This is a genomic window from Micromonospora arida (genome assembly GCF_042873195.1).
In the GTDB taxonomy this organism is placed as follows: Bacteria; Actinomycetota; Actinomycetes; order Mycobacteriales; family Micromonosporaceae; genus Micromonospora; species Micromonospora arida.
On sequence record NZ_JBIALC010000007.1, the window covers coordinates 55,583 to 79,012 of the forward strand.

General features: G+C 71.9%; 21 protein-coding genes. 10 read left to right on the forward strand and 11 right to left on the reverse strand.

From position 1 onward, the window contains the following. Positions 1 to 194: 194 nt before the first annotated feature. Complete coding sequence (locus ACFYP0_RS21125; RefSeq protein ID WP_355494514.1) at positions 195 to 1,160, reverse strand: alpha/beta hydrolase family protein; 966 nt, start codon at positions 1,158 to 1,160, stop codon at positions 195 to 197. An 88-nt stretch (positions 1,161 to 1,248) separates the two neighbouring features. Beyond that, the gene (locus ACFYP0_RS21130; RefSeq protein ID WP_356976724.1) at positions 1,249 to 2,298 is read right to left on the reverse strand and encodes an aldo/keto reductase; all 1,050 of its coding nucleotides are present in this window, start codon (positions 2,296 to 2,298) and stop codon (positions 1,249 to 1,251) included. A gap of 96 nt (positions 2,299 to 2,394) precedes the next feature. On the opposite strand from ACFYP0_RS21130, the gene ACFYP0_RS21135 reads away from it, so the two are divergent. Further along, positions 2,395 to 2,856: a MerR family transcriptional regulator gene (locus ACFYP0_RS21135; RefSeq protein WP_356976722.1), complete on the forward strand. Its 462-nt coding sequence runs from the start codon at positions 2,395 to 2,397 to the stop codon at positions 2,854 to 2,856. On the opposite strand, the gene ACFYP0_RS21140 is transcribed toward ACFYP0_RS21135, so the two are convergent. Both ACFYP0_RS21140 and ACFYP0_RS21145 read right to left on the reverse strand, forming a co-directional pair. After that, positions 2,738 to 3,283 carry a nucleotidyltransferase domain-containing protein gene (locus ACFYP0_RS21140; RefSeq protein WP_356976720.1) on the reverse strand — a complete coding sequence of 182 codons (546 nt, stop codon included), beginning with the start codon at positions 3,281 to 3,283 and terminating at the stop codon, positions 2,738 to 2,740. The genes ACFYP0_RS21135 and ACFYP0_RS21140 overlap by 119 nt on opposite strands. Positions 3,284 to 3,310: 27 nt before the next feature. Then, on the reverse strand, positions 3,311 to 4,207 hold the full coding sequence (locus ACFYP0_RS21145; protein ID WP_356976718.1) for an alpha/beta hydrolase family protein: 897 nt from the start codon (positions 4,205 to 4,207) through the stop codon (positions 3,311 to 3,313). A 157-nt stretch (positions 4,208 to 4,364) separates the two neighbouring features. Between ACFYP0_RS21145 and ACFYP0_RS21150 the strand changes: the two genes are divergently transcribed. Next, positions 4,365 to 4,538, forward strand: a complete 174-nt coding sequence (locus tag ACFYP0_RS21150) for a hypothetical protein (RefSeq protein WP_210784597.1) — start codon at positions 4,365 to 4,367, stop codon at positions 4,536 to 4,538. 105 nt (positions 4,539 to 4,643) lie between these two features. Here the strand turns inward: ACFYP0_RS21150 and ACFYP0_RS21155 are convergent, their stop codons facing one another. The 7 genes from ACFYP0_RS21155 to ACFYP0_RS21185 all read right to left on the reverse strand — a co-directional run bounded on the left by ACFYP0_RS21155 (position 4,644) and on the right by ACFYP0_RS21185 (position 14,904). Then, complete coding sequence (locus ACFYP0_RS21155) at positions 4,644 to 5,759, reverse strand: acetate/propionate family kinase (protein ID WP_356976716.1); 1,116 nt, start codon at positions 5,757 to 5,759, stop codon at positions 4,644 to 4,646. Further along, on the reverse strand, positions 5,756 to 7,825 hold the full coding sequence (pta, locus tag ACFYP0_RS21160) for a phosphate acetyltransferase (protein ID WP_356976714.1): 2,070 nt from the start codon (positions 7,823 to 7,825) through the stop codon (positions 5,756 to 5,758). The genes ACFYP0_RS21155 and pta overlap by 4 nt, the downstream gene beginning before the upstream one ends. Before the next feature lie 161 nt (positions 7,826 to 7,986). Continuing rightward, positions 7,987 to 8,172 carry a DUF6104 family protein gene (locus ACFYP0_RS21165; RefSeq protein ID WP_030490374.1) on the reverse strand — a complete coding sequence of 62 codons (186 nt, stop codon included), beginning with the start codon at positions 8,170 to 8,172 and terminating at the stop codon, positions 7,987 to 7,989. Between the two features lie 137 nt (positions 8,173 to 8,309). Then, entirely contained in the window at positions 8,310 to 12,095 is a 3,786-nt protein-coding gene (locus tag ACFYP0_RS21170; RefSeq protein ID WP_355494510.1) for a multifunctional oxoglutarate decarboxylase/oxoglutarate dehydrogenase thiamine pyrophosphate-binding subunit/dihydrolipoyllysine-residue succinyltransferase subunit, read from the reverse strand. Between the two features lie 274 nt (positions 12,096 to 12,369). Then, complete coding sequence (locus tag ACFYP0_RS21175; protein ID WP_355494509.1) at positions 12,370 to 13,182, reverse strand: ABC transporter permease; 813 nt, start codon at positions 13,180 to 13,182, stop codon at positions 12,370 to 12,372. After that, complete coding sequence (locus ACFYP0_RS21180; RefSeq protein ID WP_355494508.1) at positions 13,179 to 14,114, reverse strand: ABC transporter ATP-binding protein; 936 nt, start codon at positions 14,112 to 14,114, stop codon at positions 13,179 to 13,181. Before ACFYP0_RS21180 ends, ACFYP0_RS21175 begins: the two co-directional genes overlap by 4 nt. Before the next feature lie 142 nt (positions 14,115 to 14,256). Beyond that, a complete protein-coding gene (locus ACFYP0_RS21185) occupies positions 14,257 to 14,904 on the reverse strand; it encodes a hypothetical protein (protein ID WP_355494507.1) in 648 nt (215 codons plus the stop codon). A 149-nt stretch (positions 14,905 to 15,053) separates the two neighbouring features. Here ACFYP0_RS21185 and ACFYP0_RS21190 point away from each other — a divergent pair, with 149 nt between their 5' ends. The 8 genes from ACFYP0_RS21190 (at position 15,054) to ACFYP0_RS21225 (ending at position 23,335) form a co-directional block, all read left to right on the forward strand. Further along, positions 15,054 to 15,824, forward strand: a complete 771-nt coding sequence (locus tag ACFYP0_RS21190; RefSeq protein ID WP_355494506.1) for a GNAT family N-acetyltransferase — start codon at positions 15,054 to 15,056, stop codon at positions 15,822 to 15,824. Beyond that, a complete protein-coding gene (locus tag ACFYP0_RS21195; RefSeq protein WP_386997269.1) occupies positions 15,821 to 16,759 on the forward strand; it encodes a lysophospholipid acyltransferase family protein in 939 nt (312 codons plus the stop codon). The genes ACFYP0_RS21190 and ACFYP0_RS21195 overlap by 4 nt, the downstream gene beginning before the upstream one ends. Before the next feature lie 263 nt (positions 16,760 to 17,022). Next, a complete protein-coding gene (locus ACFYP0_RS21200; RefSeq protein WP_355494504.1) occupies positions 17,023 to 17,847 on the forward strand; it encodes a DUF4097 family beta strand repeat-containing protein in 825 nt (274 codons plus the stop codon). Then, positions 17,844 to 18,455, forward strand: a complete 612-nt coding sequence (locus ACFYP0_RS21205; RefSeq protein WP_355494503.1) for a PadR family transcriptional regulator — start codon at positions 17,844 to 17,846, stop codon at positions 18,453 to 18,455. The genes ACFYP0_RS21200 and ACFYP0_RS21205 overlap by 4 nt, the downstream gene beginning before the upstream one ends. A gap of 86 nt (positions 18,456 to 18,541) precedes the next feature. Then, entirely contained in the window at positions 18,542 to 19,243 is a 702-nt protein-coding gene (locus tag ACFYP0_RS21210) for a response regulator transcription factor (protein WP_030336721.1), read from the forward strand. Further along, positions 19,240 to 20,796 carry a sensor histidine kinase gene (locus tag ACFYP0_RS21215; RefSeq protein ID WP_355494502.1) on the forward strand — a complete coding sequence of 519 codons (1,557 nt, stop codon included), beginning with the start codon at positions 19,240 to 19,242 and terminating at the stop codon, positions 20,794 to 20,796. Before ACFYP0_RS21210 ends, ACFYP0_RS21215 begins: the two co-directional genes overlap by 4 nt. 62 nt (positions 20,797 to 20,858) lie before the next feature. Next, the gene (locus tag ACFYP0_RS21220; RefSeq protein ID WP_355494501.1) at positions 20,859 to 22,484 is read left to right on the forward strand and encodes a trypsin-like peptidase domain-containing protein; all 1,626 of its coding nucleotides are present in this window, start codon (positions 20,859 to 20,861) and stop codon (positions 22,482 to 22,484) included. A gap of 179 nt (positions 22,485 to 22,663) precedes the next feature. Beyond that, the gene (locus ACFYP0_RS21225; protein ID WP_355494500.1) at positions 22,664 to 23,335 is read left to right on the forward strand and encodes a BON domain-containing protein; all 672 of its coding nucleotides are present in this window, start codon (positions 22,664 to 22,666) and stop codon (positions 23,333 to 23,335) included. The last annotated feature ends 95 nt before the right edge of the window (positions 23,336 to 23,430 follow it).

Genomic DNA, 23,430 nt, shown 5'->3' on the forward strand with positions numbered 1-23,430 from the left:
GCCGCGCCGCCCGGCGCGGCCTGGTTCCGCCGCAAGATCGCGCAACATCATGGAAATAGTGGCCTCCGCGTCGTCGGAGGCCACTATTTCCTGGTTACTGCACGATCTTGCGCGGCCGGCGCGGCCGGCGCGGCCGGCGCGGCCGGCGCGGCCGGCGCGGCCGGCGCGGCCGGCGCGGCCGGCGCGGGTGGGCCTCAGAGGTGGTCGTCGAAGGTGGCGATGTCGCCGCGCGTCGCGTCGGTGGGGATGCGCTTCTTGGCGTCCGCGTCGCCGTAGAGCGACCAGCGCAGGAACTCGACAGACGTGTCCGAGACGACCCGCAGCGTCGCGCCGTCGCTGAGCAGTGCCCGCCCGTGGTCGCCCTTGGGTAGGCTCAGCATCGCCTTCGGCCAGGGCACCTTGTCGTACGCGGCCCTGCCCGCCGCGTACTCGACCACCTCGTCCAACTCGCCGTGTACGAACAGTTGCGGTGCGGCCGCACCGGCGAACGCGGTGCCCACGCCGAGCGCCGTGCCGGCGAACACCACGCCCGCGTCCAGCCGTTCGTCCCGGCTGGCGGTGAACAGGCCGATGGTGGTCACCCCGCCCGCGGAGTGCCCGGCTGCGGCCACCCGCTCGCCGTCCAACCGGCCGCGCAACGCGTCGCCGGCCCTGCCGTCCAACGCCAGCACCTGGTCCAACGCGTACGAGACGTCGGCGGGCTGGTTGAGCACGTCGAGGACGTTGTTGTCCGCGCCCCGCGAGGTGTGCGGGAACGTCGGCGCGGCCACCACGAAACCCGCCGCCGCCCAGCGGGTCAGCAACGTGGCGTAGTCGTCCGGTCGCCCACCCAGGCCGTGACTGAACATCACCACCGGGAACCGGCCCTCCGCCACCGTCGCCGACCGCTTGGCCGCGCCGCCGGACTGCCCGGCCGCCGGGTACCAGAGCGTCGTCGGGAGCGCGCGGCCGTCCCGGTCCAGCTTGAGTTGGCGTACGCCGACCGCGAAGGCGCGCTCCGGGGCCTTGCCGGCGGGGACCTGCGGTGTCGGCGTGGCGGCGAGCGGTGGTTCGACGGGCGACTGCTGGCCCTCGGTCTTCCTGGCGTCCGCCGAGCAGCCGACCAGACCGGCCATGAGCACGGCACTGGCCAGCAGGGCGGGGGTGACGCGACGTGGCATGAAATCAATTGTGCCTTGCCCCACTGACGTGCCCGGTGGACTTCGACGCGGTGTGCCCGTCGACTCACCTAGCGCTGCGCGGCCGGTATCAGGCCGCAGCACGTTCGGCGAGCGGGCGTCGCCGTCGTGCGGTGTCGGTCAACGCAGGCACAGGGAAGGCGGCGTTGGGGTTGTACCGGTTCGTTCCGGGCGGAACGATCTCGTCGATCCGGTCGAGGGTCGCGTCGTCCAGGGTGAGCGAGGCGCCCTTGAGCAGGTCCTCCAGGTGCGGCATGGTTCGCGGTCCGATGATCGCCGAGCTGACGGCCGGATGGGCCACGGTGAAGGCGATGGCGAGCTGCGGGAGCGTGCAACCGATGCTCGCCGCGAGGTCGACGAGCTGTTCCACGATGTCGAGCTTGGCGGCGTTCTCGGCGATCGTGGGGTCGAACTGCGCAGGCCGGAGCACGGCCCGCCCGGTCGACAGGTCGATGGGCTGATCCCTGCGGTACCTGCCGCTGAGGAACCCGAAGGCGAGCGGGCTCCAGACCAGCACCCCCATGCCGTAGCGCTGGCAGACCGGGAGGGTCGACGCCTCGACGCCGCGGGCCAGGATCGAGTACGGCGGCTGCTCGGTGCGCAGGCGCCCGAGGCCACGACGCTCGGACACCTGGTGCGCCTCGACGATCTCCTCGGCCGGGAAGGTCGAGCAGCCGAAGGTGCGGATCTTCCCGTCGCGGACGAGGTCGGTGAGCACCGAGAGGGTCTCCTCGATGTCGGTCGAGGGGTCGGGACGGTGGATCTGGTAGAGGTCGATCCAGTCGGTGTTCAACCGCCGCAGGCTGCCCTCGACGGCCTTGAGGATCCACCGCCGCGAGTTGCCACCCTGGTTGGGGCCCTCGCCCATCGGAAAGTGCACCTTGGTGGCCAGCACGACGTCGTCCCGGCGCCCCCGCAGCGCCTTGCCCACGATCTCCTCGGACTCACCCCGGCCGTACATGTCGGCGGTGTCGACGATGTTGATGCCCTGGTCGAGGGCGGTGTGGATGATGCGGACGCAGTCGTCGTGGTCGGGGTTGCCGACGGCACCGAACATCATGGTCCCGAGGCAGTGGGTGCTGACCTCGATGCCGGTGCCGCCGAGCGTGCGATAGCGCATGCCGATGCTCCCTTGGGTGATTCAACAGTGATCAACTGGCACGCACCCTAGGAGCTTGAGTCGGCTCTAGGTCAACCCCTCGTTACCCTGCTCGGCATGGCTGAGGTCACCGCGAGTCTGAGCATCGGGCAGATCGCCGAACGGACCGGCTTGAGCGTGCACACCCTCCGCTTCTATGAGCAGGAGGGCCTCTTCGTCAGTCCCGTACGCCGGGGGCCGGGCGGGCGTCGCAGCTACACCCAGGACGACGTGGACTGGCTGACCGTCTGCATCATCCTCCGCGCCTCCGGCATGCCCCTGCCCGCGCTCCGCCGGTACACCGACCTTGTCCGGGAAGGCGCCGGCAACGAGGAGGAACGGCTCGCGCTCCTGCGCGAGCACCACGGTCGCGTCACCTCCCAGATCGACAGGCTCACCCAGAGCCTGGATCTGATCACCTTCAAGGTCGGGGTTTACGAGGATCTGCTTGAGCAGGACCGGCGCGCAGCCGGGCCAGGTCGTCGGCGTCCTTCGGGCGGCGGGGACGTTCCGGCATCCAGACCGGGTACATCTGCTTGAACTCGATCTGGGCCGCCACCGAGATGGTCGGCGCGGTGAGCGGGCCGATCCGGCCGGGTGGAGCGGCCAGCATCCCGGCCGGCAGCGGGGTGCCGGCCCAGGATCCGGCACCGACCGTCGGTCGGCCGGCGGCATCGCGACCCAGGTACGCGAAGCTGACCTCCACGTCGGCCGCGAACAGGTCGAGCTGCGACTCCACCGGCATCCGCGGGTCGGGAAGCCAACCCCGGGCCAGCAGCAGGTCGGCCAGCCGGTCGGCGTCGTCGCGCCAGCAGTACCAGTCGACGTCAACGTGCGGGCGGGTCACCGCGCCGAGCTGGAAGTCCATCGCCCAGCCGCCGCGCAGCCACACCGGGATGCCGCCCGCCCCGGTCACCGCGATGACCTCGGCGATGCTCGCCAACTGTCGGCGCGCAAGCTCGTCCACCGGGAGACCGTACCGGTGTCGGCCGGGTCAGTGGGCCGGGCGGGACTCGTAACGGGTCAGGGTGGGGGAGTGGGCGTCGGCGGGGAGGCGGGCACCGGCGGCCCGGTCGCCGTAGAGGGTCCAGCGCAGGAAGTCGGTGGTGGTGGCGAGGACCGGGGCGAAGCCCGGGTGGCCCGGCGTGAGGTACGCGCCGTGGTCCTGGCCGAGCAGGCTGAGGAACGCGGCCGGCCCTGGGGTGCGCGCGTACGCGGCCCGGCCGACAGTCACCGGCACCACCGGGTCGGCCGTGCCGTGCACGAAGAGCACCGGCGCGGCCGGCCCGGCGAAGCTGCCCGGCAGCCCACCGCCGGCGATCACGACACCGGCGCGTAGCCGGGCCGGGTGGCCCTCGCTGAACATGCCGGAGGTGGTGAAGCCGCCCGCCGAGTGCCCGGCGGCGGCGACCGAGGTCAGGTCGAGGTGTCCGGCGAGGGGATCGACCCGGCTCCGGTCGAGGTCGCCCAGATACCGGACCAGTCGCCAGGCGTCGGCCGGCTGGTTGCGTACGTCGGCCCGGGTGAAGTTCGCGGCACCCTGTCGGGTGTGCGGGTACGCGGGTGCGGCCACCACGAAACCGGCCGCCGCCCAGCGGGTGGTCAGGCCGGCGTGCAGCTCGGGGAGGCTGCCCAGCCCGTGGCTGTAGATCACCACCGGGAACCGCCCGGCCGCCACCTGATCGGTCGACGCCGGGTACCAGACAGTCACCGGCAGGGGGCGCGCCGAGCGCGGATCGAGGGTGAGCGTACGCACGCCGACGGCGTACGACCCCTCGGGCGCCCGACGCGCCGACACCGGCCCGGTGGCCCCGCCGGCCACGGCGCTGACCGGCGCACAACCGGCCAGCAGTGCTGTCACCAGTACGGCCATCAGCCGGCCCGCCCCCATCGTTCCACGGTAGGTGCCCGGGCGGGCGTAGCGGCCCCACCGTCCGGCTGGGGCACACCCGCCACCCGGTCGGGTCATCTCCGCCGGCCGGGTCCACCCATGGGACGCCGCCGGCCGGGGACGGTGCAGCGTGACCAGCTTCGCTAGGGTCACCGGCATGCCTGAGAACTACACGGACCCCAGCGGCAACACCGAGGCGTTCCGCGCCTTCAACCAGACGCCGGAGACTGCGGCGTCGACGGAGGCCCCGTCCCGCCTGCCGCTCATCATCGGTGCGGCAGTGGTCGTCGTGGTGCTGGTGGCACTCGTCGCCTGGCTGGCGACCGGCTGACCGAGTCGCCTGTGACCAAGTCGCCTGGCTGGCACCGGCACTGAACGGGTTTTACCGACTCGCGCGCACCCTCGGGCCTCCCGGGGGTGCGCGCCTCGAGTGGCGTCAGGCCGCCCCGACCACGTCCAGGGTCTGCCGGGCGATTTCCCGTTCCTCGTCGGTGCGGATCACGCAGACGCTCACCTCGGCGCCGTCGGGCGAGATCAACCGGTCACCTTCGCCGTCGTTGCGGGCGTCGTCCACGGTGATGCCGAGCCGGCCCAGCCCGGCCAGCGCGGCGGCCCGCACCGGCGCGGCGTGCTCGCCGACCCCGGCGGTGAAGGTGATCGCGTCGACCCGGCCGAGCAGCGCGTAGTACGCCCCGACGTAGCCGGTGATGCGCCGGCAGTACACGTCGAAGGCCAGCGCCGCCGCCCGGTCACCGGCGGCCCGGCGTTCGAGCACCTCGCGCATGTCGTTGACCCCGGTCAGCCCGAGCAGGCCGCTGCGGTGGTTGAGCAGGTCGTCGATGTCGTCCACCGACAGCCCGCCCTCGCGGCGCAGGTGGAAGATCACCGTCGGGTCCACATCGCCGCTGCGGGTGCCCATCACCAGCCCCTGCAACGGGGACATGCCCATCGAGGTGGCGACGCTGCGACCGTTCGCCACCGCGCAGGCGCTGGCTCCGTTGCCCAGGTGCAGGGTGATCGTGTTGACCTGCTCGTACGGGCGGCCGAGCAGCTCGGCCGTGCGCCGGGACACGTACGCGTGTGAGGTGCCGTGGAAGCCGTACCGGCGGATGTCGTACCGCTCGGCGGTGTCCCGGTCGATCGCGTACGTCGCGGCTGCCTCGGGCAGTGTGTGGTGGAACGCGGTGTCGAAGACGGCGACCTGCGGGACGTCCGGCAGCGCCGCGCGGGCCACCTCGATGCCGGCCAGGTTGGCCGGGTTGTGCAGAGGGGCGAGCGGCACCAGATCCTTGATCGCGGCCAGCACCGCGTCGTCGACCAGTACCGGTGCGCTGAACGTCCGGCCACCGTGCACCACCCGGTGTCCGACCGCCGCCAGCCCGGTCAGGTCCAGCCCGTCCAGGATCTGCCGGACCGCCTCGGTGTGGTCCGCCGGGCCGCCACCGGGCTCGCCGATCCGCTCGACGGTGCCGTGGTCGAGTGCCTGGTCACCGTCGTAGCGGCGCCACTTCACCGACGACGACCCGCAGTTGAGCACCAGCACCTGACTCACGACGCCTCCTCAGTGGCCGCCTGGATGGCGGTGATCGCCACCGTGTTGACGATGTCCGGCACCGTGGCGCCCCGCGACAGGTCGTTCACCGGCCGCCGCAGGCCCTGCATGACCGGGCCGACGGCGACCGCCCCGGCGGAGCGCTGCACCGCCTTGTACGTGTTGTTGCCGGTGTTCAGGTCCGGGAAGATGAAGACCGTGGCGTGCCCGGCGACGGTGCTGTCGGGCAGCTTCGTGGCCGCCACCGCCGGGTCGATCGCCGCGTCGTACTGGATGGGCCCCTCGACCAGCAGGTCGGGCCGGCGCTCCCGGACCAGCGCGGTGGCCGCGGCGACCTTTTCCACGTCGGCACCCGCGCCGGAGCTGCCGGTCGAGTACGACAGCATGGCCACCCGGGGTTCGATGCCGAACCGGGCGGCGGTGTCGGCCGACGAGATCGCGATGTCGGCGAGCTGGGCCGCGTCCGGGTCGCGGTTGACCGCGCAGTCGCCGTAGACCAGCACCCGGTCGGCGAGCAGCATGAAGAAGACGCTGGAGGCCACCGAGACGTCCGGCAGCGTACGGATGATCTCGAACGCCGGCCGGATGGTCGCGGCGGTGGTGTGCGTGGCGCCGGAGACCATGCCGTCGGCTCGGCCGGTGGCCACCATCAGTGTGCCGAAGTAGTTGGGCTGCGCCACGATGTCGTGCGCCAACTCGGCGGTGACGCCCCGGTGGGCGCGCAGCCGGGCGTACTCGGCGGCGAAGTCGTCGCGCCACTCGCTGGTGCCCGGGTCGACCACCTGCACGTCGCCGAGGTCGATGCCCAGCTCCCGGGTGCGCCGGGTGATGTCGTCCGGCCGGCCGAGCACCGTCAGCTCGGCCACCCCACGCCGTAGCAGGATCTCCGCCGCGCGCAGGATCCGCTCGTCGGTGCCCTCCGGCAACACCAGGTGCCGGGGCTTCGCGCGGGCACGGTCGATCAGCTCGTTCTCGAACATCAGTGGGGTGACCCGCGCCGACCGACTGACCCGCAGCCGACGGGCCAGGTCGTCGGTGTCCACACAGCGCTCGAACGCGCCGAGCGCGGCCTCCACCTTGCGGGGATTGGACGCGCTGGGCCGGCCCTCGATGTGACTGGACGCGGCCACCGTGTCGTAGCTGTCGAGACGCACGGAGAGCACCGCCAACCCGGTGTTGAGCCCCTCCACCAGCCGCATCACCCTGGGGTCGGGCTGCTCGCCGAGGGTGAGCACCAGCCCGGCCACCGACACCTGCCCGGCCACGTGCGCGGCGCTCGCGGCGACGAGCAGGTCGGCCCGGTCCCCAGGGGTGATCACCAGGGCGCCCTCGGTGAGGTGGCCCAGCAGCGTCGGCACGTGTGCCGCGCCGACCACGAAGTCCAGCACGTCGCGACCGAGCGCGGCGTCGTCCCCGGCCAGCAGGGTGGCGCCGAGCGCCGCCGCCACCTCGGCCACCGTCGGCGCGGACACGCTCGGCACCTCCGGGATGGCGTACGCGGGGACCGGCAGGTCGGGCAGCTTCATCGGCTCGGTCACCCGGTTGGCGATCACCGCGAGCACCGTCGCGCCGAGGTCGGCCAGATCGTGGTACGCCCCCCGCATCGCCGACGCGACCGCCGCCGGCTCCTGCCCGAAGCCGTCCACCACCGGCACCACCACGCTGCCGAACTCGGTGGCCAGCCGGGCGTTGAAGGCCAGTTCCCGGGGGTGGGCCGGGTCGCCCGGCTCGTCGAAGTCACTGCCCACCACGACCACCGCCGGGCACTGCCGCTCCACCGCCCGGTAGCGCTCGACGATGGCGGAGATGAGTTGCTCCCGTCGGCCGTCGGCGACCAGCGCCGAAGCCTCGGCGTAGCTCGCCCCGGCCAGTTCGGACAGCGGCACCTCGACCCGGTAGCGCTCGCTCAGCAGGGCGAGGATCGGGTCCTGGCCGGTGTCGGCCACCAACGGCCGGAACACGCCGATCTGTCCGACCTGGCGGGACAGCAACTCCGCCAACCCGAGGGCAATCGTCGACTTGCCCCCGCCGGACCCCACGCTCGTCAAATACACACTTCGGGCCACAGCCCCACCCTAGAAGATCGCGAGGCACCCCACCCGGGCCGTCCGACCCTGCCGGCCCGACCCCTCCCCGCAGGCCCGACCCCTCGCCCCGGTGATCATGGAGTTAGCGCCCGACACGCCGACGACACGCGCGGGTGACCTCATGATCAACGCGCTGGGGGTTAGGCGTCTTCGTCGTCGGGGTCGTCCAGGCGGGCCAGGTAGGTGGCCAGGCGCTCGATGGGGGTTTCGAAGTCGGGGTTGAGGTCGACGAAGTCGCGCAGGCGCTCGCCGAGCCACTCCAGGGTCACCTGCTCTTCGCCCCGGCGCTCGACCAGTTCCTCGATGCCACGGTCGGTGAAGTACATCGCGTACGTCCTCGTGCTCGGCCCGGCGCGGGCCGGGCGGGTGGTGGGTGGATGGTCAACCGGCCGGCGGGACCTACGGGAGCCGGGGCAGGACCGTGGTGAAACGGCCCTGCCCCGGTTTCCGTACTCAGGTCAGGTCACGGGCGAGGAAGAGCCGCCTCGATCAGCGCGTTCTGCTCGACCTCGTGGGTCTTGGCCGAGCCGACCGCCGGGGCCGCCGCGGCCGGGCGGGAGATCCGCCGCAGCCGAACGTCCGTGAGGTGCTCCAGCAGGTTGAGCGCGACGAACGACCAGCCACCCTGGTTGGCCGGCTCCTCCTGCACCCAGGCGAAGTCCTCGGCGTTCGGGAACTGCGCGAGAGCGGCCCGGATCTCCTCCACCGGCAGCGGGTACAGCTGCTCCAGCCGGAGGATCGCGGTGTCGGTGACGCCGCGCTCCTGCCGGGCCTGGAACAGGTCGTAGTAGACCTTGCCGGAGCAGAGCAGCACCCGCTTCACCGCCTCCGGCGCCGGGGCTGCCGTGTCGCGCAGCACCGGCTGGAAGGTGCCGGTGGTGAAGTCCTCCACCGACGAGACGCAGAGCTTGTGCCGCAGCAGCGACTTCGGCGTGAACACCACCAGCGGCTTGCGCTTGGGCGACAGGGCCTGGCGGCGCAGCAGGTGGAAGTAGTTCGCCGGGGTGGTCGGGATGGACACCCGCATGTTGTCCTCGGCGCACATCTGCAGGAACCGCTCAGGCCGGCCTGAGGTGTGGTCCGGGCCCTGACCCTCGTGGCCGTGCGGCAGCAGCAGGGTGATGGCGGAGCGCTGGCCCCACTTCACCTCACCGGACGAGATGAACTCGTCGATCACCGACTGGGCGCCGTTGACGAAGTCGCCGAACTGGGCCTCCCAGGCGACGAGGGCGTTGATGTTCTCCACCGAGTAGCCGTACTCGAAGCCCATCGCCGCGTACTCGCTGAGCAGCGAGTCGTGCACGAAGAACCGGGAGCGGTCGCCGTCGCCGGTGAGCGACTTCAGCGGCAGGTAGTCGTCGCCGGTGCGGGAGTCGACCACCGAGGCGTGCCGCTGGACGAACGTGCCGCGACGAGAGTCCTGCCCGGCGAGCCGGACGGTGACCCCGTCGTGCAGCAGCGCCCCGAGCGCGATGATCTCGCCGAAGCCCCAGTCGATGTTGCCCTCGACGGACATCTTGGCCCGCCGGTCCAGCAGCTGCTGGATCCGCTTGTGCGGGGTGAAGCCCTCCGGCAGGTTGATGTGCGCCTCGCCGATGGCCTTGACCACTGACGCATCGGTGGCGGTGTCGACCTGCGGCTCCGGCTCCTCCTCGCGGCGCGGCCGGTTGAGCTGGCGCGGTGCCGAGGCGGCGTCCCGGGTGGCCTTGAAGACCTTCTCCAGCTGCGCCTGGTAGTCGCGCAGCAACTCCTCCGCGTCCTCCACGGTGATGTCGCCGCGACCGATCAGCTCCTCGGTGTAGAGCTTGCGGACCGAGCGCTTCGAGTCAATGATCTTGTACATCTGGGGGTTGGACATCGACGGGTCGTCGCCCTCGTTGTGCCCGCGCCGGCGGTAGCAGACCATGTCGATCACGACGTCCTTGTTGAACGTCTGCCGGTATTCAAAGGCCAGCCGGGCCACCCGGACCACGGCCTCCGGGTCGTCGCCGTTGACGTGGAAGATCGGCGCCTGGATCATCCGGGCCACGTCGGTGCTGTAGAGGCTGGACCGGCTGTACTCCGGGGCGGTGGTGAAGCCGACCTGGTTGTTCACCACCACGTGCACGGTGCCGCCGGTGCGGTAGCCGCGCAGCTGCGACAGGTTGAGCGTCTCGGCGACCACGCCCTGCCCGGCGAAGGCGGCGTCACCGTGCACCGCCAGCGGCAGCACGGTGTAGCCCTCCAGCTTGAGGTCGATCCGGTCCTGCTTGGCCCGGACGATGCCCTCCAGCACCGGGTCGACGGCCTCCAGGTGCGACGGGTTGGCCACCACCGACACCTTGACCGCGTGCTCGCCGTCGGGGGTGGTGAACTTGCCGTTCTGACCCAGGTGGTACTTCACGTCGCCGGAGCCCTGCGTCGAGCGCGGGTCCAGGTGACCCTCGAACTCCGAGAAGATCTTCTCGTACGGCTTGCCGACGATGTTGGCCAGCACGTTGAGCCGACCCCGGTGGGCCATGCCGATGACGACCTCGTCCAGCCCGTTCTCGGCGGAGGACTCCAGCACCTCGCCGAGCAGCGGGATCAGCGACTCGCCGCCCTCCAGCGAGAAGCGCTTCTGGCCGACGTACTTCGTCTGCAGGAAGGTCTCGAACGCCTCGGCGGCGTTGAGCCGGTTGAGCACGTGCTTCTGCTCGTCGGCGGACGGCTTCTCGTACTTGCGCTCGATCCGTTCCTGGACCCAGCGCCGCTCCTCCGGGTCCTGGATGTGCATGTACTCGATGCCGACGCGGCGGCAGTACGAGTCGCGCAGCACGCCGAGGATCTCGCGCAGCTTCATCCGCTGCCGGCCGGCGAAGCCGTTGACCGGGAACTCGCGGTCCAGGTCCCACAGGGTGAGCCCGTGCTGGAGGACGTCCAGGTCGGGGTGCTTGCGGATCTTGAATTCCAGCGGGTCGGTGTCGGCCATCAGGTGACCGCGCACCCGGTACGCGTGGATCAGCTCGTGCACCCGGGCGGTTTTGTTGATCTGACCCTCGGAGTTGACCGCGACATCGCGCATCCAGCGCACCGGCTCGTACGGGATGCGCAGCGCGGTGAAGATCTCGTCGTAGAAGCCGTGCTCGCCCAGGATCAGCTCGTGCATCACCTTGAGGAACTCGCCGGACTGCGCGCCCTGGATGATCCGGTGGTCGTACGTGCTGGTCAGCGTGATGATCTTGCTGACCGCCAGCTCGGCCAGGGTGGCCTCGGACATCCCCTGGTAGGGGGCCGGGTATTCCATCGCGCCGACGCCGATGATCGCGCTCTGCCCCTGCATGAGCCGCGGCATCGAGTGCACCGTGCCGATGCCGCCCGGGTTGGTCAGCGAGATCGTGGTGCCGGAGTAGTCCTCCATGGTCAGCTCGTTGCGCCGCGCCCGTCGGACCACGTCCTCGTACGCCTGCCAGAACTGCCGGAAGTCCATCTCCTCGCAGCCCTTGATGGAGGGGACCACCAGGTTGCGGCTGCCGTCCGGCTTGGCGAGGTCGATCGCGATGCCGAGGTTGACGTGTGCCGGGCGGAGCACCGCCGGCTTGCCGTTGGCCTCGGTGAAGGAGTTGTTCATCTCGGGGTGCTGGACCAGCGCGCGCACCATGGCGTAGCCGACCAGGTGGGTGAAGCTGACCTTGCCGCCCCGCCCACGGGCGAGGTGGTTGTTGATCACGATGCGGTTGTCCACCAGCAGCTTCGCCGGGACCGCGCGGACGCTGGTCGCGGTGGGCACGCTCAGCGAGGCGTCCATGTTCTGGACGATCTTCGCCGCGACGCCCCGCAACGGCGTGGTCTGCGGGCCGTCGGCACTCGGCGCGGCGGCCTTGGCGGCTGGCTTTGCCGGAGCGGCCTTCTCCGGAGCGGCCTTCTCCGGCGCGCTCTTCCCCGGAGCGGCCTTCGGTGTGGCCGAAGCGGCGGGCTTGGCCGGCGCCGCCTGGGCGGCGGCCGGCTTGCTCGCGGTCGCCGGCTTGGCCGGGGCGCTCGGCTGGGCGACCGTGGCGGCTGCCTCCGGCTGACCGTCCGGCTCCGGGGCGGCAGCCGGCTTGTCCGACGATTCGGCGCCGCGCGGGGTGCCCGCGCCAGGTGCCGGTCGGTAGTCGGCGAAGAAGTCGTGCCAGGCCGAATCGACGCTCGATGGGTCGGCGAGGTAACGCTGGTACATCTCCTCGACGATCCACTCATTCGGGCCGAAACCCGCCAGTGGGTTCTCCTGCGAAGTCTGCTGGGTCGACACGGCCGGTAATCGCCTCTTTCACGCGGGTTTGTGTGGCACGCGGTGGGTCCGTCGCGCCCGATCAAGAGCACGGACTAGACGCCTCCCAGGCTACGCCGTACCGATCCCGCAGGCATTTCCGCCTCGGTCCCGTGGCCGGTTTCACAGAAGATGCCAGAAGTTCAGCAACGCCTGCGCGCACCGTGTCGAGCTGGTAACACCGGGGGCCGGACGCCGAGCGGCCGCCCGACCCCGGAACGGCAAGCTCGTCGCCGCCCCGGGGTCGCGGACGCCATCAGGCGATGTCGCGCCGCCGGGTGAGCAGAACTCCGGCAATTCCGCTGACCAGCGCGTAGCCGATCAGCACCAGAGCACCGACCCACCAGGACGGGGTGAACTCCGAGGTGCCCTCAGTGATCATGACCTGGGATGCCACAGCCGGCCAGATCACCTGCCACTTGAGCACCGCCTGGCTGTCGAGGAGGTTCGACAGGAGCAGGAAGAGCAGGCCCACCACCTGGGTGCCGATCAGATAGAGCACCGCCGCCGTGATCACCGCACCGAGCTGGTTGGTGATCAGCGTGCCGATGCCCACCCCGAGGATCGTCCAGATGGCGTAGGCCAGCAGATTGAACAGCAGCGCCCGCTGCACCGGCCACTCACCGAGCTGAGTGCCGTAGTCGTTCGCGGACAGGAAGATCGCGCCGGCGGCCAGGTCGATGAGCGTGGTCGCCAGCCAGAACATGAAGCCGAGCAGGCTGGCGGCGACGAGCTTGCTGACGATGACCGACGTCCGCCGGGGCGTCGTCAGGAACGTCGTGGTCGCGGTCTGGTGGAAGAACTCGTTGGTGACCATCAGGATGCCGATGAGCATCACGAACATCAGCCCGAGGTACTGGCCCGAGGTGTAGAGGTTCGCCGCCTGCGCCGGCGCGGTCGCCTGCTCGGGGCTGACACCGATGTTCTCGGCGTCACCGCCGAGCGCCGTGACGGCCAACCACGCGTTGATCGCGAACGCCAGGGCGATGGAGAGGAGCGCGCCGATAGCCAGCCACCACCAGGTGCTGGTGGTACGGATCTTGAGTAGCTCGGATCGGACCAGGTTCATCGGATGCCCGCCTTTCCGGCCGTCAGCTCCAGGAAGACCCGTTCCAGATCGGGCCGTTCGGTGGTCAGTTCGTGCAGCTCGACCCCGGCCGCGAGAGCGGACCGGCCGATCGTCGGGGCGTCCACCCCGCCGACCAGCAGCACACCCTGCTCGTCGGTCTCGACGGTCGCCGACTGCGCCTTCAGGGCGGCGGTCAACACCTCGGCCTGCGGGGTGCGGACCCGGACGCGGGCGCCCTGGGCCATCGACCCGAGCACCTGGTCGACCGGACCCTGCCGGACCAACTGGCCAGCCGCGATGATCACCACGTCGTCGGCGAGCAACTGCATCTCCGACAGCAGGTGGCTGGAGACCAGCACCGTACGACCCTCGTGGGCGAGGTTCTTGAGGAACCCACGCATCCAGCGGATGCCCTCCGGGTCCAGCCCGTTGGCCGGCTCGTCGAGGATCAGCACGCGGGGGTCACCGAGCATCGCGGCGGCGATGCCGAGCCGCTGTTTCATGCCCAGCGAGTAACCCTTGAACTTGCGCTTCGCCGCCGGGGTCAGCCCGACCAGGGCCAACGCCTCGTCGGCCCGCTGCTTGGGCAGCCCGGCCGCGGCGCAGATGACCCGCAGGTGGTTGATGCCGGTGCGGCCCTTGTGCGCGCTGGAAGCCTCCAGCACCGCCCCGACCTGCCGCAGCGGGGTGGCGAGGTCGGTGTACCGCTGGCCGCTGATGGTGGCCGTGCCGGCGGTCGGCGTGACCAGGTTGAGCAGCATGCGCAGAGTGGTGGTCTTGCCTGCGCCGTTCGGGCCGAGGAAGCCGGTCACCCGTCCCGGCGCCACTGTGAAGGACAGGTTGTTCACCGCCCGGACGTTCTTGTACTGCTTCGTCAGACCGGACACCACGATCTGACCGTCGCTGGTGGGGCTTCGCTGCCCGTCAGTCATCGTTCTCCTCCCGTGTGTGGCGTAGAGGTACGCCGTGGCACAGCGTGACGGCCCGTGGCAACAAGGTCAATCAGGCGCGGTCGGTACGTTTGCCTCCGTCGCGGGGTGGACGCGACTCATCCCTGCGGACTACGGCCCGGGTTCAGCGGGCGATCCAGGTTGCCCGAGCCGCGCCGAGCAACGACCCGTCCGGGCCGTACAGGCTTGTGTGCACGAGCGCCTTGCGCCCATCGACGCGCAGCAACGCCCCGGTCACCACACACTCGTCGCCCGGCCCGGGCAGCGCCGCGACCACGGCGGCGATCCGGCCCAGCAGGTACGGGCGACCCGGCGCGAGCACCGCCCAGCCACCGGGGCAGTCCAGCGCAGCCCAGACCGTGGCCGTGCTGACCTGTGCGGGCGCGCGGAAGGGCGCGGCGGTCCGGCCATCGGGCAGCCGGCCTGGGAAGATCCGCAGCCCGTCGGCCCGCAGCGGCCCGCAGACGTAACAGCTGGGGAACGGATGCTCGACCAGGCCGGGGTAGCGGGCCGCGGCGGCCACCGCCGTCTCCAGGTCGACCGGGGGTACGACGGCGTCGATCACCCCGGCCGGGCGCACCTCGGCCACCAGCTCGCCGGCCGGGTCCCGGACCTCGCCGTCGACCAGGGTCAGCTCGGTCTCCAGCGGTGGTGGCCGGCGCAGCGTCACCTCGACCGGCCCGCTCCCGCCCGCCTCGGCGGCGAAGATCCCCGCGCTCCAGCCGCCGTTGCCGGAACCGGCGGGCCCGTTGTAGCGGGTTTCGATGCGCATCGTCGACCTCCGGTGGTGCGTGCCAGCGTCGTCGCCGGTCTGTTCCGCAGCCTCGCATGACCGAGGTGGGAGCCATCTGCCGGCCGGCGTTCATCCGATCGACACCAGTGGTCCCCGTGGATGGCAACCCGGGCACCTAGACAGATCCCATGGCCGTTCTGCATGCCGCTGGCGCACCCCTGAAGACCAGCGGATACACCCTGCTGATCGCCGACGACCCCACCCAGGTCGCGGCCGCGCAACGCCTGCGCCACGAGGTGTTCGCCACCGAGCTCGGCGCCACCCTCCCCGGCGAGGCCGGGTTGGACGTCGACCCCTTCGACGCGTACTGCGACCACCTGATCGTCCGCGAGGACAGCACCGGCGAGGTGGTCGGCACGTACCGGCTGCTGCCGCCCGGGCGCACCACCCGGCGCTACGCCGAGGACGAGTTCGACCTGAGCCCGCTCGACCCGCTCCGCGACGACCTGGTCGAGGCGGGTCGGTCCTGCGTGCACCCGGGCCACCGCTCCGGCGCGGTGATCAACCTGATGTGGGCCGGCATCATCCGGTACCTGCACCTGCGCGGCTCCCGCTGGCTCGGCGGTTGCGCGTCGGTGCCGGTGGCTGACGGCGGGCGGACGGTGGCCGAGGTGTGGACCCAGGCCCGGGCCCGGCACCTGTCGCCGCCGCCGCTGCGGGTCCGCCCGTTGCGGCCCTGGTTCACAGAGGCGGCTGCCGCCGGCCCGGTCGCCGTCGCCCCGGCCGGGCGGGTGGCGGTTCCGCCGCTGCTGCGCGGCTACCTCCGGCTCGGCGCGTGGATCTGCGGCGAGCCGTCCTACGACAGCGACTTCGGGTGCGCGGACTTCTACGTCCTCTTCTCCCTGGACCGGATGAACCCGCGCTACCTGCGGCACTTCCTCGGCGGGGAGCAGCGGTGACCGCCGTGGCGCGCGACCTGTGGCGCCCCGCCTCGGGTTGCGACGACGACTGTCTGCCGACGGCCGGCGAGGTGCCCACGGTGCCGGTGGCCCGCCGGGTGCTCCGACTGGTCGCCGCGCTCGGCATGCTGCTGGCCGGGATCCCGGTGGTGGCGCTGCTGCCCGTGCTCCCCACTCGGGAACGGCAGGCGCTGGTCAGCGGCTGGGCACGGGCCACCGCGGGCGCCTTCGGCGTCCGCCTCGTGATTCGGGGTCGGTTGCCCCGGCGGCGCGCGCTGCTGGTCGCGAACCATGCCTCCTGGCTGGACATCCTCGCGGTGCTGGCGGTCGCGCCCACCCGGATGGTGGCGAAACGGGAGATCCGCTCCTGGCCGGTGGTCGGTCTGCTGGCCGCGGCGGCGGGCACGGTCTTCGTGGACCGCGCACGGCCGCTGGCGCTGCCGGGGACCGTCGCCCGGGTCGCCGACGCGCTGCGCGCCGGGCGGTCGGTGGCGGTCTTTCCGGAGGGTACGACGTGGTGTGCCGGCAACGGTGCCACCGACTGCCGCCCCGGGGGTGGTTTTCGGCCCGCGACGTTCCAGGCGGCCATCGACACGGGCAGCCCGGTGGTGCCGCTGCGGCTCACCTATCGCTGTGCGGCCACCGGGTCGACCACCACGGCGGCCGCCTTCCTCGGTGCGGACACCCTGCTGCGCTCGGTGGCACGGGTGGTCGCGGCGCGGGAGCTGGTGGTCTCGGTGACGATCGCCGCCGCGCTGCACCCGGCTCGTGACGCCGATCGGCGTTTGCTGGCCCGGGCCGCCGAGTCGGCCGTACACCTGGTGCCGACGGCGGGTGCCGTGGCGCGGGCCCGGCTGCGGCCGGTGCCGACGGTGACCCCGGCCGTTCCCGTGTCACCGCCCGCGACGGGCAGCGACCTGGATCTGGCTGCCTAGGGGAGGTACGCCCGCGCTCCTACGGTCCCCGCCGCCCGCCGCCCGCCGCCCCCGCCCGCCGCCCGCCGCCGCGCCCCAAGATCGTGCTCGATCCAGGTAGTAGTGGCCTCGGCGGCGCGGGATGCCACTACATCCAGGATCGAGGGCGATCTTGGGGCGCGGATGCGCGATACATCGCGACAGTCTTGTGGTGTCGCGATGTATCGCGTTACATTCTCCTTCTGTTCGGCGTGCCTCCCGCGCGTCGTCGAGAGGGGGACGCCATGGCCGGATGGACGGTCGAGAGCCCGCAACGGCTCACCCTGGACGCTCCGGTCGTCCGGCTGGACGTTCGACTGATCAGTGGGCGGCTCAACGTGGTCGCCACCGACGGGCCGACCCGGATCGACGTGACCCAGGTCGGCCGTCGGCCGGTCCTGATCGACCACACCGACGGTCGACTCAGCATCCGCCAGGAGCGCGGTCGGGGCTGGTCGGAGGTCCTGCGCTGGTTCCGGATGATCCACCGCTATCCCCGGGTGGACGTCTCCATCGCCGTGCCCGCCGACGTCCTCGCCGATCTGGGCCTGGTCGCGGGCTCGCTGGTCGCCTCCGGCCTGCGCCGGCAGACCACCGCCAACGTCGTCGCCGGCCAGATCACCCTGATGGGGCTGCGCGGCAGCACCTCCGCGAAGCTCACCTCGGGGCCGGTCGAGGCGCTCGGCGTCCGCGGCGACCTCACCCTGGAGACGGTCTCCGGGGAGGTGATCCTCGCCGACAGCGCCGCCGACCGGGTACGGGCACAGACCGTCTCCGGCGCCATCACCTGCGACCTGGACAACCCCCGGGGCAGCGAGATCCGGTTGACCACCATCTCGGGCAGCATCACCGTCCGGGTCCGCGCGGACAGCGACCTCGCCGTCCAGCTCAACACCGCTTCCGGCCGGATCACCAGCGGCTTTCCGCAGCTGCGCACCTCGACGTTCCCGCTGCCCAGCAGCGAGGGGGTGCTCGGCGCCGGCGAAGGTAAGCTCTGGGCTTCCGCGACCTCGGGGAGCATCGCCCTGCTCGCCCGGGCCGTCGACGACAATGCAGAGGAGCTGCCGTGACCGCCGTGTTCAGCCACGGGCGGCTCCGGCTCTACCTGCTCAAGCTCCTCGATGACGGCCCGAAGCACGGCTACGAGCTGATCCGCCTGCTGGAGGACCGCTTCCTCGGGCTGTACGCGCCCAGCGCCGGCACCATCTACCCCCGCCTGCAACGGCTGGAGGTCGAGGGACTGGTCAGCCACACCGCGGCCGGCGGCCGCAAGACGTACGACATCACCGACGCGGGCCGGGCGGAGCTGCGCCAGCGGGCCGGTGAGTTGACCGCGCTGGAAACGGACATCGCGGCCTCCGTGGCGGACCTCTCCAGCCTGGCCGGCGAGATCCGCAGCGAGGTACGCGGCTCGGCACGCGACCTCAAGCGGGAGCTGAGCGAGGCCACCCGGCAGACCCGGCGGGCCCGGTGGGAGGCGCCCGCGCCGCCGCCCCGCCCGGCGTCGACCGGAGGGCCGCAGACCGAGCTGCTCGACGAGTTGGACCAGCGGCTGGCCGCGTTCACCGCCGAGGTGGGCCGGCTGATGCGCGCCCGGCAGTTCAGCGACACCCAGTTGCGCACCGCGATCCGGCTGCTCGACGGTGCCCTCGACGGGCTGCGTCGCCTGCTGCGCTGACCGGCGTCGTCGGACGGCCGGCGACTCACAGCCTTTTTGCAGGAAGCGTCCAGCGCTGGCGCAGTGAAGTCACCGATGATGGGGGCATGCCCGCTACCCAGACCGAGGCGCGACTGCTCGTCGTCGAGGACGACCCCAACATCCTCGAACTGCTCTCCGCGAGCCTGCGGTTCGCGGGCTTCGACGTGGCCACCGCGACAAGTGGGAGCGCCGCGCTCAACGCCGCCAAGGACCACCGGCCCGACCTGGTGGTGCTCGACGTGATGCTCCCCGACCTCGACGGCTTCGAGGTCATCCGGATGCTCCGCGAGGGCGGCACGCGTACCCCGGTGGTGTTCCTGACCGCCCGCGACGCCACCGACGACAAGATCCGTGGGCTGACCCTGGGCGGCGACGACTACGTCACGAAGCCGTTCAGCCTGGAGGAGCTGACCGCCCGGATCCGCGCCGTGCTGCGCCGCACCACGACCGGCGAGCAGGCCCCGTCCCGGCTCACCTTCGCCGACCTGGAATTGGACGAGGAGACCCACGAGGTGCACCGTGCCGGCCAGCGGGTGCAGCTCTCGCCGACCGAGTTCAAGCTGCTGCGGTACCTGATGCTCAACGCCAACCGGGTGCTCTCCAAGGCGCAGATCCTCGACCACGTCTGGAACTACGACTTCCGGGGCGACGACAACATCGTCGAGTCCTACATCTCGTACCTGCGGCGCAAGGTCGACACCACCCAACCCCGGCTGATCCACACCCTGCGCGGCGTCGGCTACGTGCTGCGCAAGCCGGCGGCGTGAACGCGGTCCAGCAGGCGAAAGGGCGGGTCCGCAGCGTTCCGCTGCGGGTGAAGCTGGTCACCTCGGTGCTCGCGCTGGTCGCCGTCGCGCTTCTGGTGATCAGCTCGCTGACCGCGTACTTCCTCCGCAACTACCTGGAGGGCCAGGTCGACGGGCAGGTCCGGTCGACAGCCCAGGGCCTCGGCCAGCTGCTTCCGAAGCTGCGCAGCGGTGAGGTCGGCGCGATGCTGCCCAGCGACTACGTCGTCATCGTGGCCGACGAGCAGCAGGTGTACCCGCCCAAATACGACGACCTCAGCTACGACCCCGACCAACTGCCCGCGGTCCCCACCAGCCGCGCGGGTTTCGAGGCGGAGGAGGGCGAGCCGCGGACCGTCCTGTCCCACAACGGCTACACCCGCTGGCGGGTGTACTACGCCCCCCAGCCGGACGGCTCGGTGCTGGCCGTGGGTCAGCCGCTGACCGACGTGGACCGGGCGGTGAAGCAGCTCGTCTGGATAGACCTCCTGGTCGGTGGCGCAGTGCTGATCATGCTGGCCTCGGTCGGCGCGGCGATCGTGCGGACCAGCCTCAAGCCCCTCGTCGAGATCGAACAGACCGCCGCCGCGATCGCCGGCGGTGACCTGACCCGCCGGGTCCCCGACCCGGAGGAGGGCCAGGCCGAGCCGACCTCGGAGCTGGGCCGGCTCTCCCGTGCGCTGAACGCGATGCTCACCCAGATCGAGGCGGCGTTCACCGCCCGAGCCGCGTCGGAGACCTCGGCCCGGTGGGCGGAGAGCGCCGCCCGGGATGCCGCCGCCGCCGCTCAGGCGTCCGAGGCGCGGGCCATCCGCTCCGAGGAACGGATGCGGCAGTTCGTCGCCGACGCCTCCCACGAGCTGCGGACTCCGCTCACCACCATTCGTGGCTTCGCCGAGCTGTACCGGCAGGGTGCCGCCCGTGCGCCGGAGCAGACCTCCGGCCTGTTGCGCCGGATCGAGGACGAGGCGTCCCGGATGGGGCTGCTGGTGGAGGACCTGCTGCTGCTCGCCCGGTTGGACATGGAACGGCCGCTCTCGCTGACCCCGGTGGAGCTGCCGGTGCTCGCCTCCGACGCGGTGCAGGCCGCCCGGGCGATGGCACCGGAGCGGCGGATCGAGCTGGAGATCGCTCCCGAATCGGGACCGCTCGTCGTCTCCGCCGACGACGCGCGGCTGCGGCAGGTGATCGGCAACCTGGTCACCAACGCGCTCACCCACACCCCACCGGAGGCCGAGATCCGGGTACGGCTGCGCGCCGAACCAGGTGGCTTCGCCGTCGTGGAGGTGGCCGACACCGGCCCCGGCCTCTCAGCCGAGCAGGCGGAACGTGTCTTCGAGCGGTTCTACCGGGCCGACGCGGCCCGTACCCGGCGGGCCGGCGGCAACACCGGCACCGGCCTCGGCCTGGCCATCGTGGCGGCGCTGGTCGCCGCCCACCACGGCTCGGTCGAGGTGGCCGAGACGCCCGGCGGCGGGGCCACCTTCCGGGTTCGGCTGCCGCTGCTGCCGCAGGTCGACGGAGCGGGCGAGTGACTTTCAGCCAACTTCCAGGACGGTTCCAGGTTGATTGCAGTGCCGGGGGAGAAGGTAGTGCCATGACCGAGTTCGAGTCCGACCCGCAGCGCCGGCCGGCCCCCACCGACGCCGAGCCGTCGCACCCCACCGCCGAGCTGCCGCGCGACGAGCACGTGCAGTCCGACTCCCCGACCACTCCCGTACCGGTCGTCTCGACCGGCGGCGACCCGACGGTCGCCGCCACCACCGGTGACGCGGAGACCACCGCCGTCACCCCGCCCGGGTACACCGGCTCCTCCGCGCCCGACGGCCAGCCGGCCGCCGCTCAGCCGACCGGTTACGAGCCGTCGACCGGCTACGAGCGCCCGGCCGCCGCCGCGTCCGCACCGCCGTACCCGGTCTCCGGTCACCCGGCGCCCGGCCAGCCCGGCTACCCACAGCCGGCCGCCGGTCACTACCCCGGTGCTCTGTGGTACCAGGGCCAGCAGTCCGGCTGGGCCGGCGGGGGCCAGCCGGGCATGCCGTACGCCCAGCACCAACAGCACCCCGGGCAGCACGCCCAGCACCCCGGACAGCACCCGCACCACCCGGGCCAGCCGGTCCCGCCGTGGGGCCCGCAGGTCGCGCCGCCCGGCAGCGGCCCCCGGCCGGGTCGGATCGCCAAGTTCGCCGGTGCCGGTGTCGCGGTGTTCGCCCTGATGCTCGGTTCCGGTGTCGCCGGTGGGGCACTCGCGCTCGCCCTCGACGGCGACGGCGGTGGCATCACCCGCACCTACTCCGCGGCTCCCGTGATCAACGGCGCCGACCTGCCGAAGATCGCCGCGTCGGTGCAGGACAGCGTCGTCTCGATCACCACCGACAGTGGTGAGGGCTCCGGGGTGGTGCTCAGCGCCGACGGGTACGTGCTGACCAACAACCACGTGGTCGCATCCGCCGCGGGCGACGCCGTGCGGGTGGTCTTCGCCGACGGCAAGACCGCCGACGCGAAGATCATCGGCACCGACCCGAAGACCGACCTGGCCGTGGTGAAGGCCAACGGGGTGAACGACCTCAAGCCGGCCAAGTTCGGCGACAGCGACGCCATGCAGGTCGGCGACCAGGTGCTCGCCCTGGGCAGCCCGCTCGGTCTGCAGGGTTCGGTGACCTCGGGCATCCTCAGCGCCCGGGACCGCACCATCCGGGCCGGTGAGGGGCAGCCGCAGGACCCGACCCAGCAGCAGAGCCAGCCGGTCAGCTCGATCTCCGGCCTGCTCCAGACGGACGCTCCGATCAACCCCGGCAACTCCGGTGGCGCCCTGGTCAACACCCGGGGTGAGGTGATCGGCGTCAACACCGCCATCGCGACCTCCGGGCAGAGCACCGGCAACATCGGTGTCGGGTTCGCCATCCCCAGCAACAAGGCCAAGGACGTCGCGGGCAAGCTCCAGCGGGGCGAGAAGGTCAGCCACCCGTCGCTCGGAGTCGGCGTCAACCAGGCCGAGGGCGGCGGCGCCCTCGTCGCGTCGGTCACCCCGGGCAGCCCGGCGGAGAAGGCCGGCCTCCAGCGCGGCGATGTCGTCACCCGGTTCGGCGACAAGCCCGTCAACGACTCGGACGACCTGGTCGGCGCGGTGCAGGCCGGCAAGGTCGGCGACCGGGTCGAGGTGCAGTTCAAGCGCAACGGTGTCGAGAAGTCGGTAACCGTGACGCTCGCCGAGACGTCCTAACCAGCTATCTTTTCCTGCTTCCTCCCTCCGGCGGCGGGTGGCGGCGCCGAGGGGGTCGGCTCCGTCACCCGCCGCTTCTTTCCGCCCGGACGGCGGTTCACCCGGATCGGGTGAACCGCCGTCACCCGTCCGCCCGGCAGGTTAGAAAGGGCGACGACCGGAACCGGGGGTGGGGTGCCATGACGGACATGGTGGGTGTCCGCGACGACCAGCGGATCCAACGCGACGTTCTGGCCGAGCTGGCCTGGGACGCCCGGCTGCAACCGAACGAGATCGGGGTGACAGTCGACCAGGGCGTGGTCACCCTGACCGGATTCGTGGACGGTGCCGCCCGCGGCTGGGCCGCGACGCGTTGCGCACAGCGGGTTCGCGGCGTACGGGCGGTGGCCGACGAGATGGAGGTGCGGCTGCCCGGCACTCCGGGGCGTACCGACGCCGAGGTCGCCGACGCCGCCAGCCGCGCCCTGGAGTGGGACAGCTTCGTGCCCGCCGAACGCCTGGACGTGACAGTGGCCAACGGCTGGCTGATGCTGCGCGGTGAGGTCGAGTTCGGGTGGCAGCGGCGGGCCGCCGAGGGCGAGGTGCGCCGGCTCGACGGCGTACGGGGGATCACCAACCTGATCGAGGTGCGACCCGCGGCGCCACCGGCTGCCGAGCGGCTGCGGCGGGACGTCCAGCGGGCACTGCTGCGCACGCTCGGCGGCGAGCGGGTGACCGTCGAGGTGGACGGCGACACGCTGGTCCTCGCCGGGGTGGTCCGTTCCTGGTGGGAACGCGATCAGGTCGAGCGGGTGGCGTGGTCCGCGCCCGGGGTGCGGGTGGTCCACGACCAACTCCTGGTGGGCGGGTGATCGTCCGCCATGTCCGGTTTACCCGGGACGCCACTGGGAAACCGCCGCCGACCGGCGGTGCCGCCGCACCGGAGGAGCAATGGGGAGGACTCGTG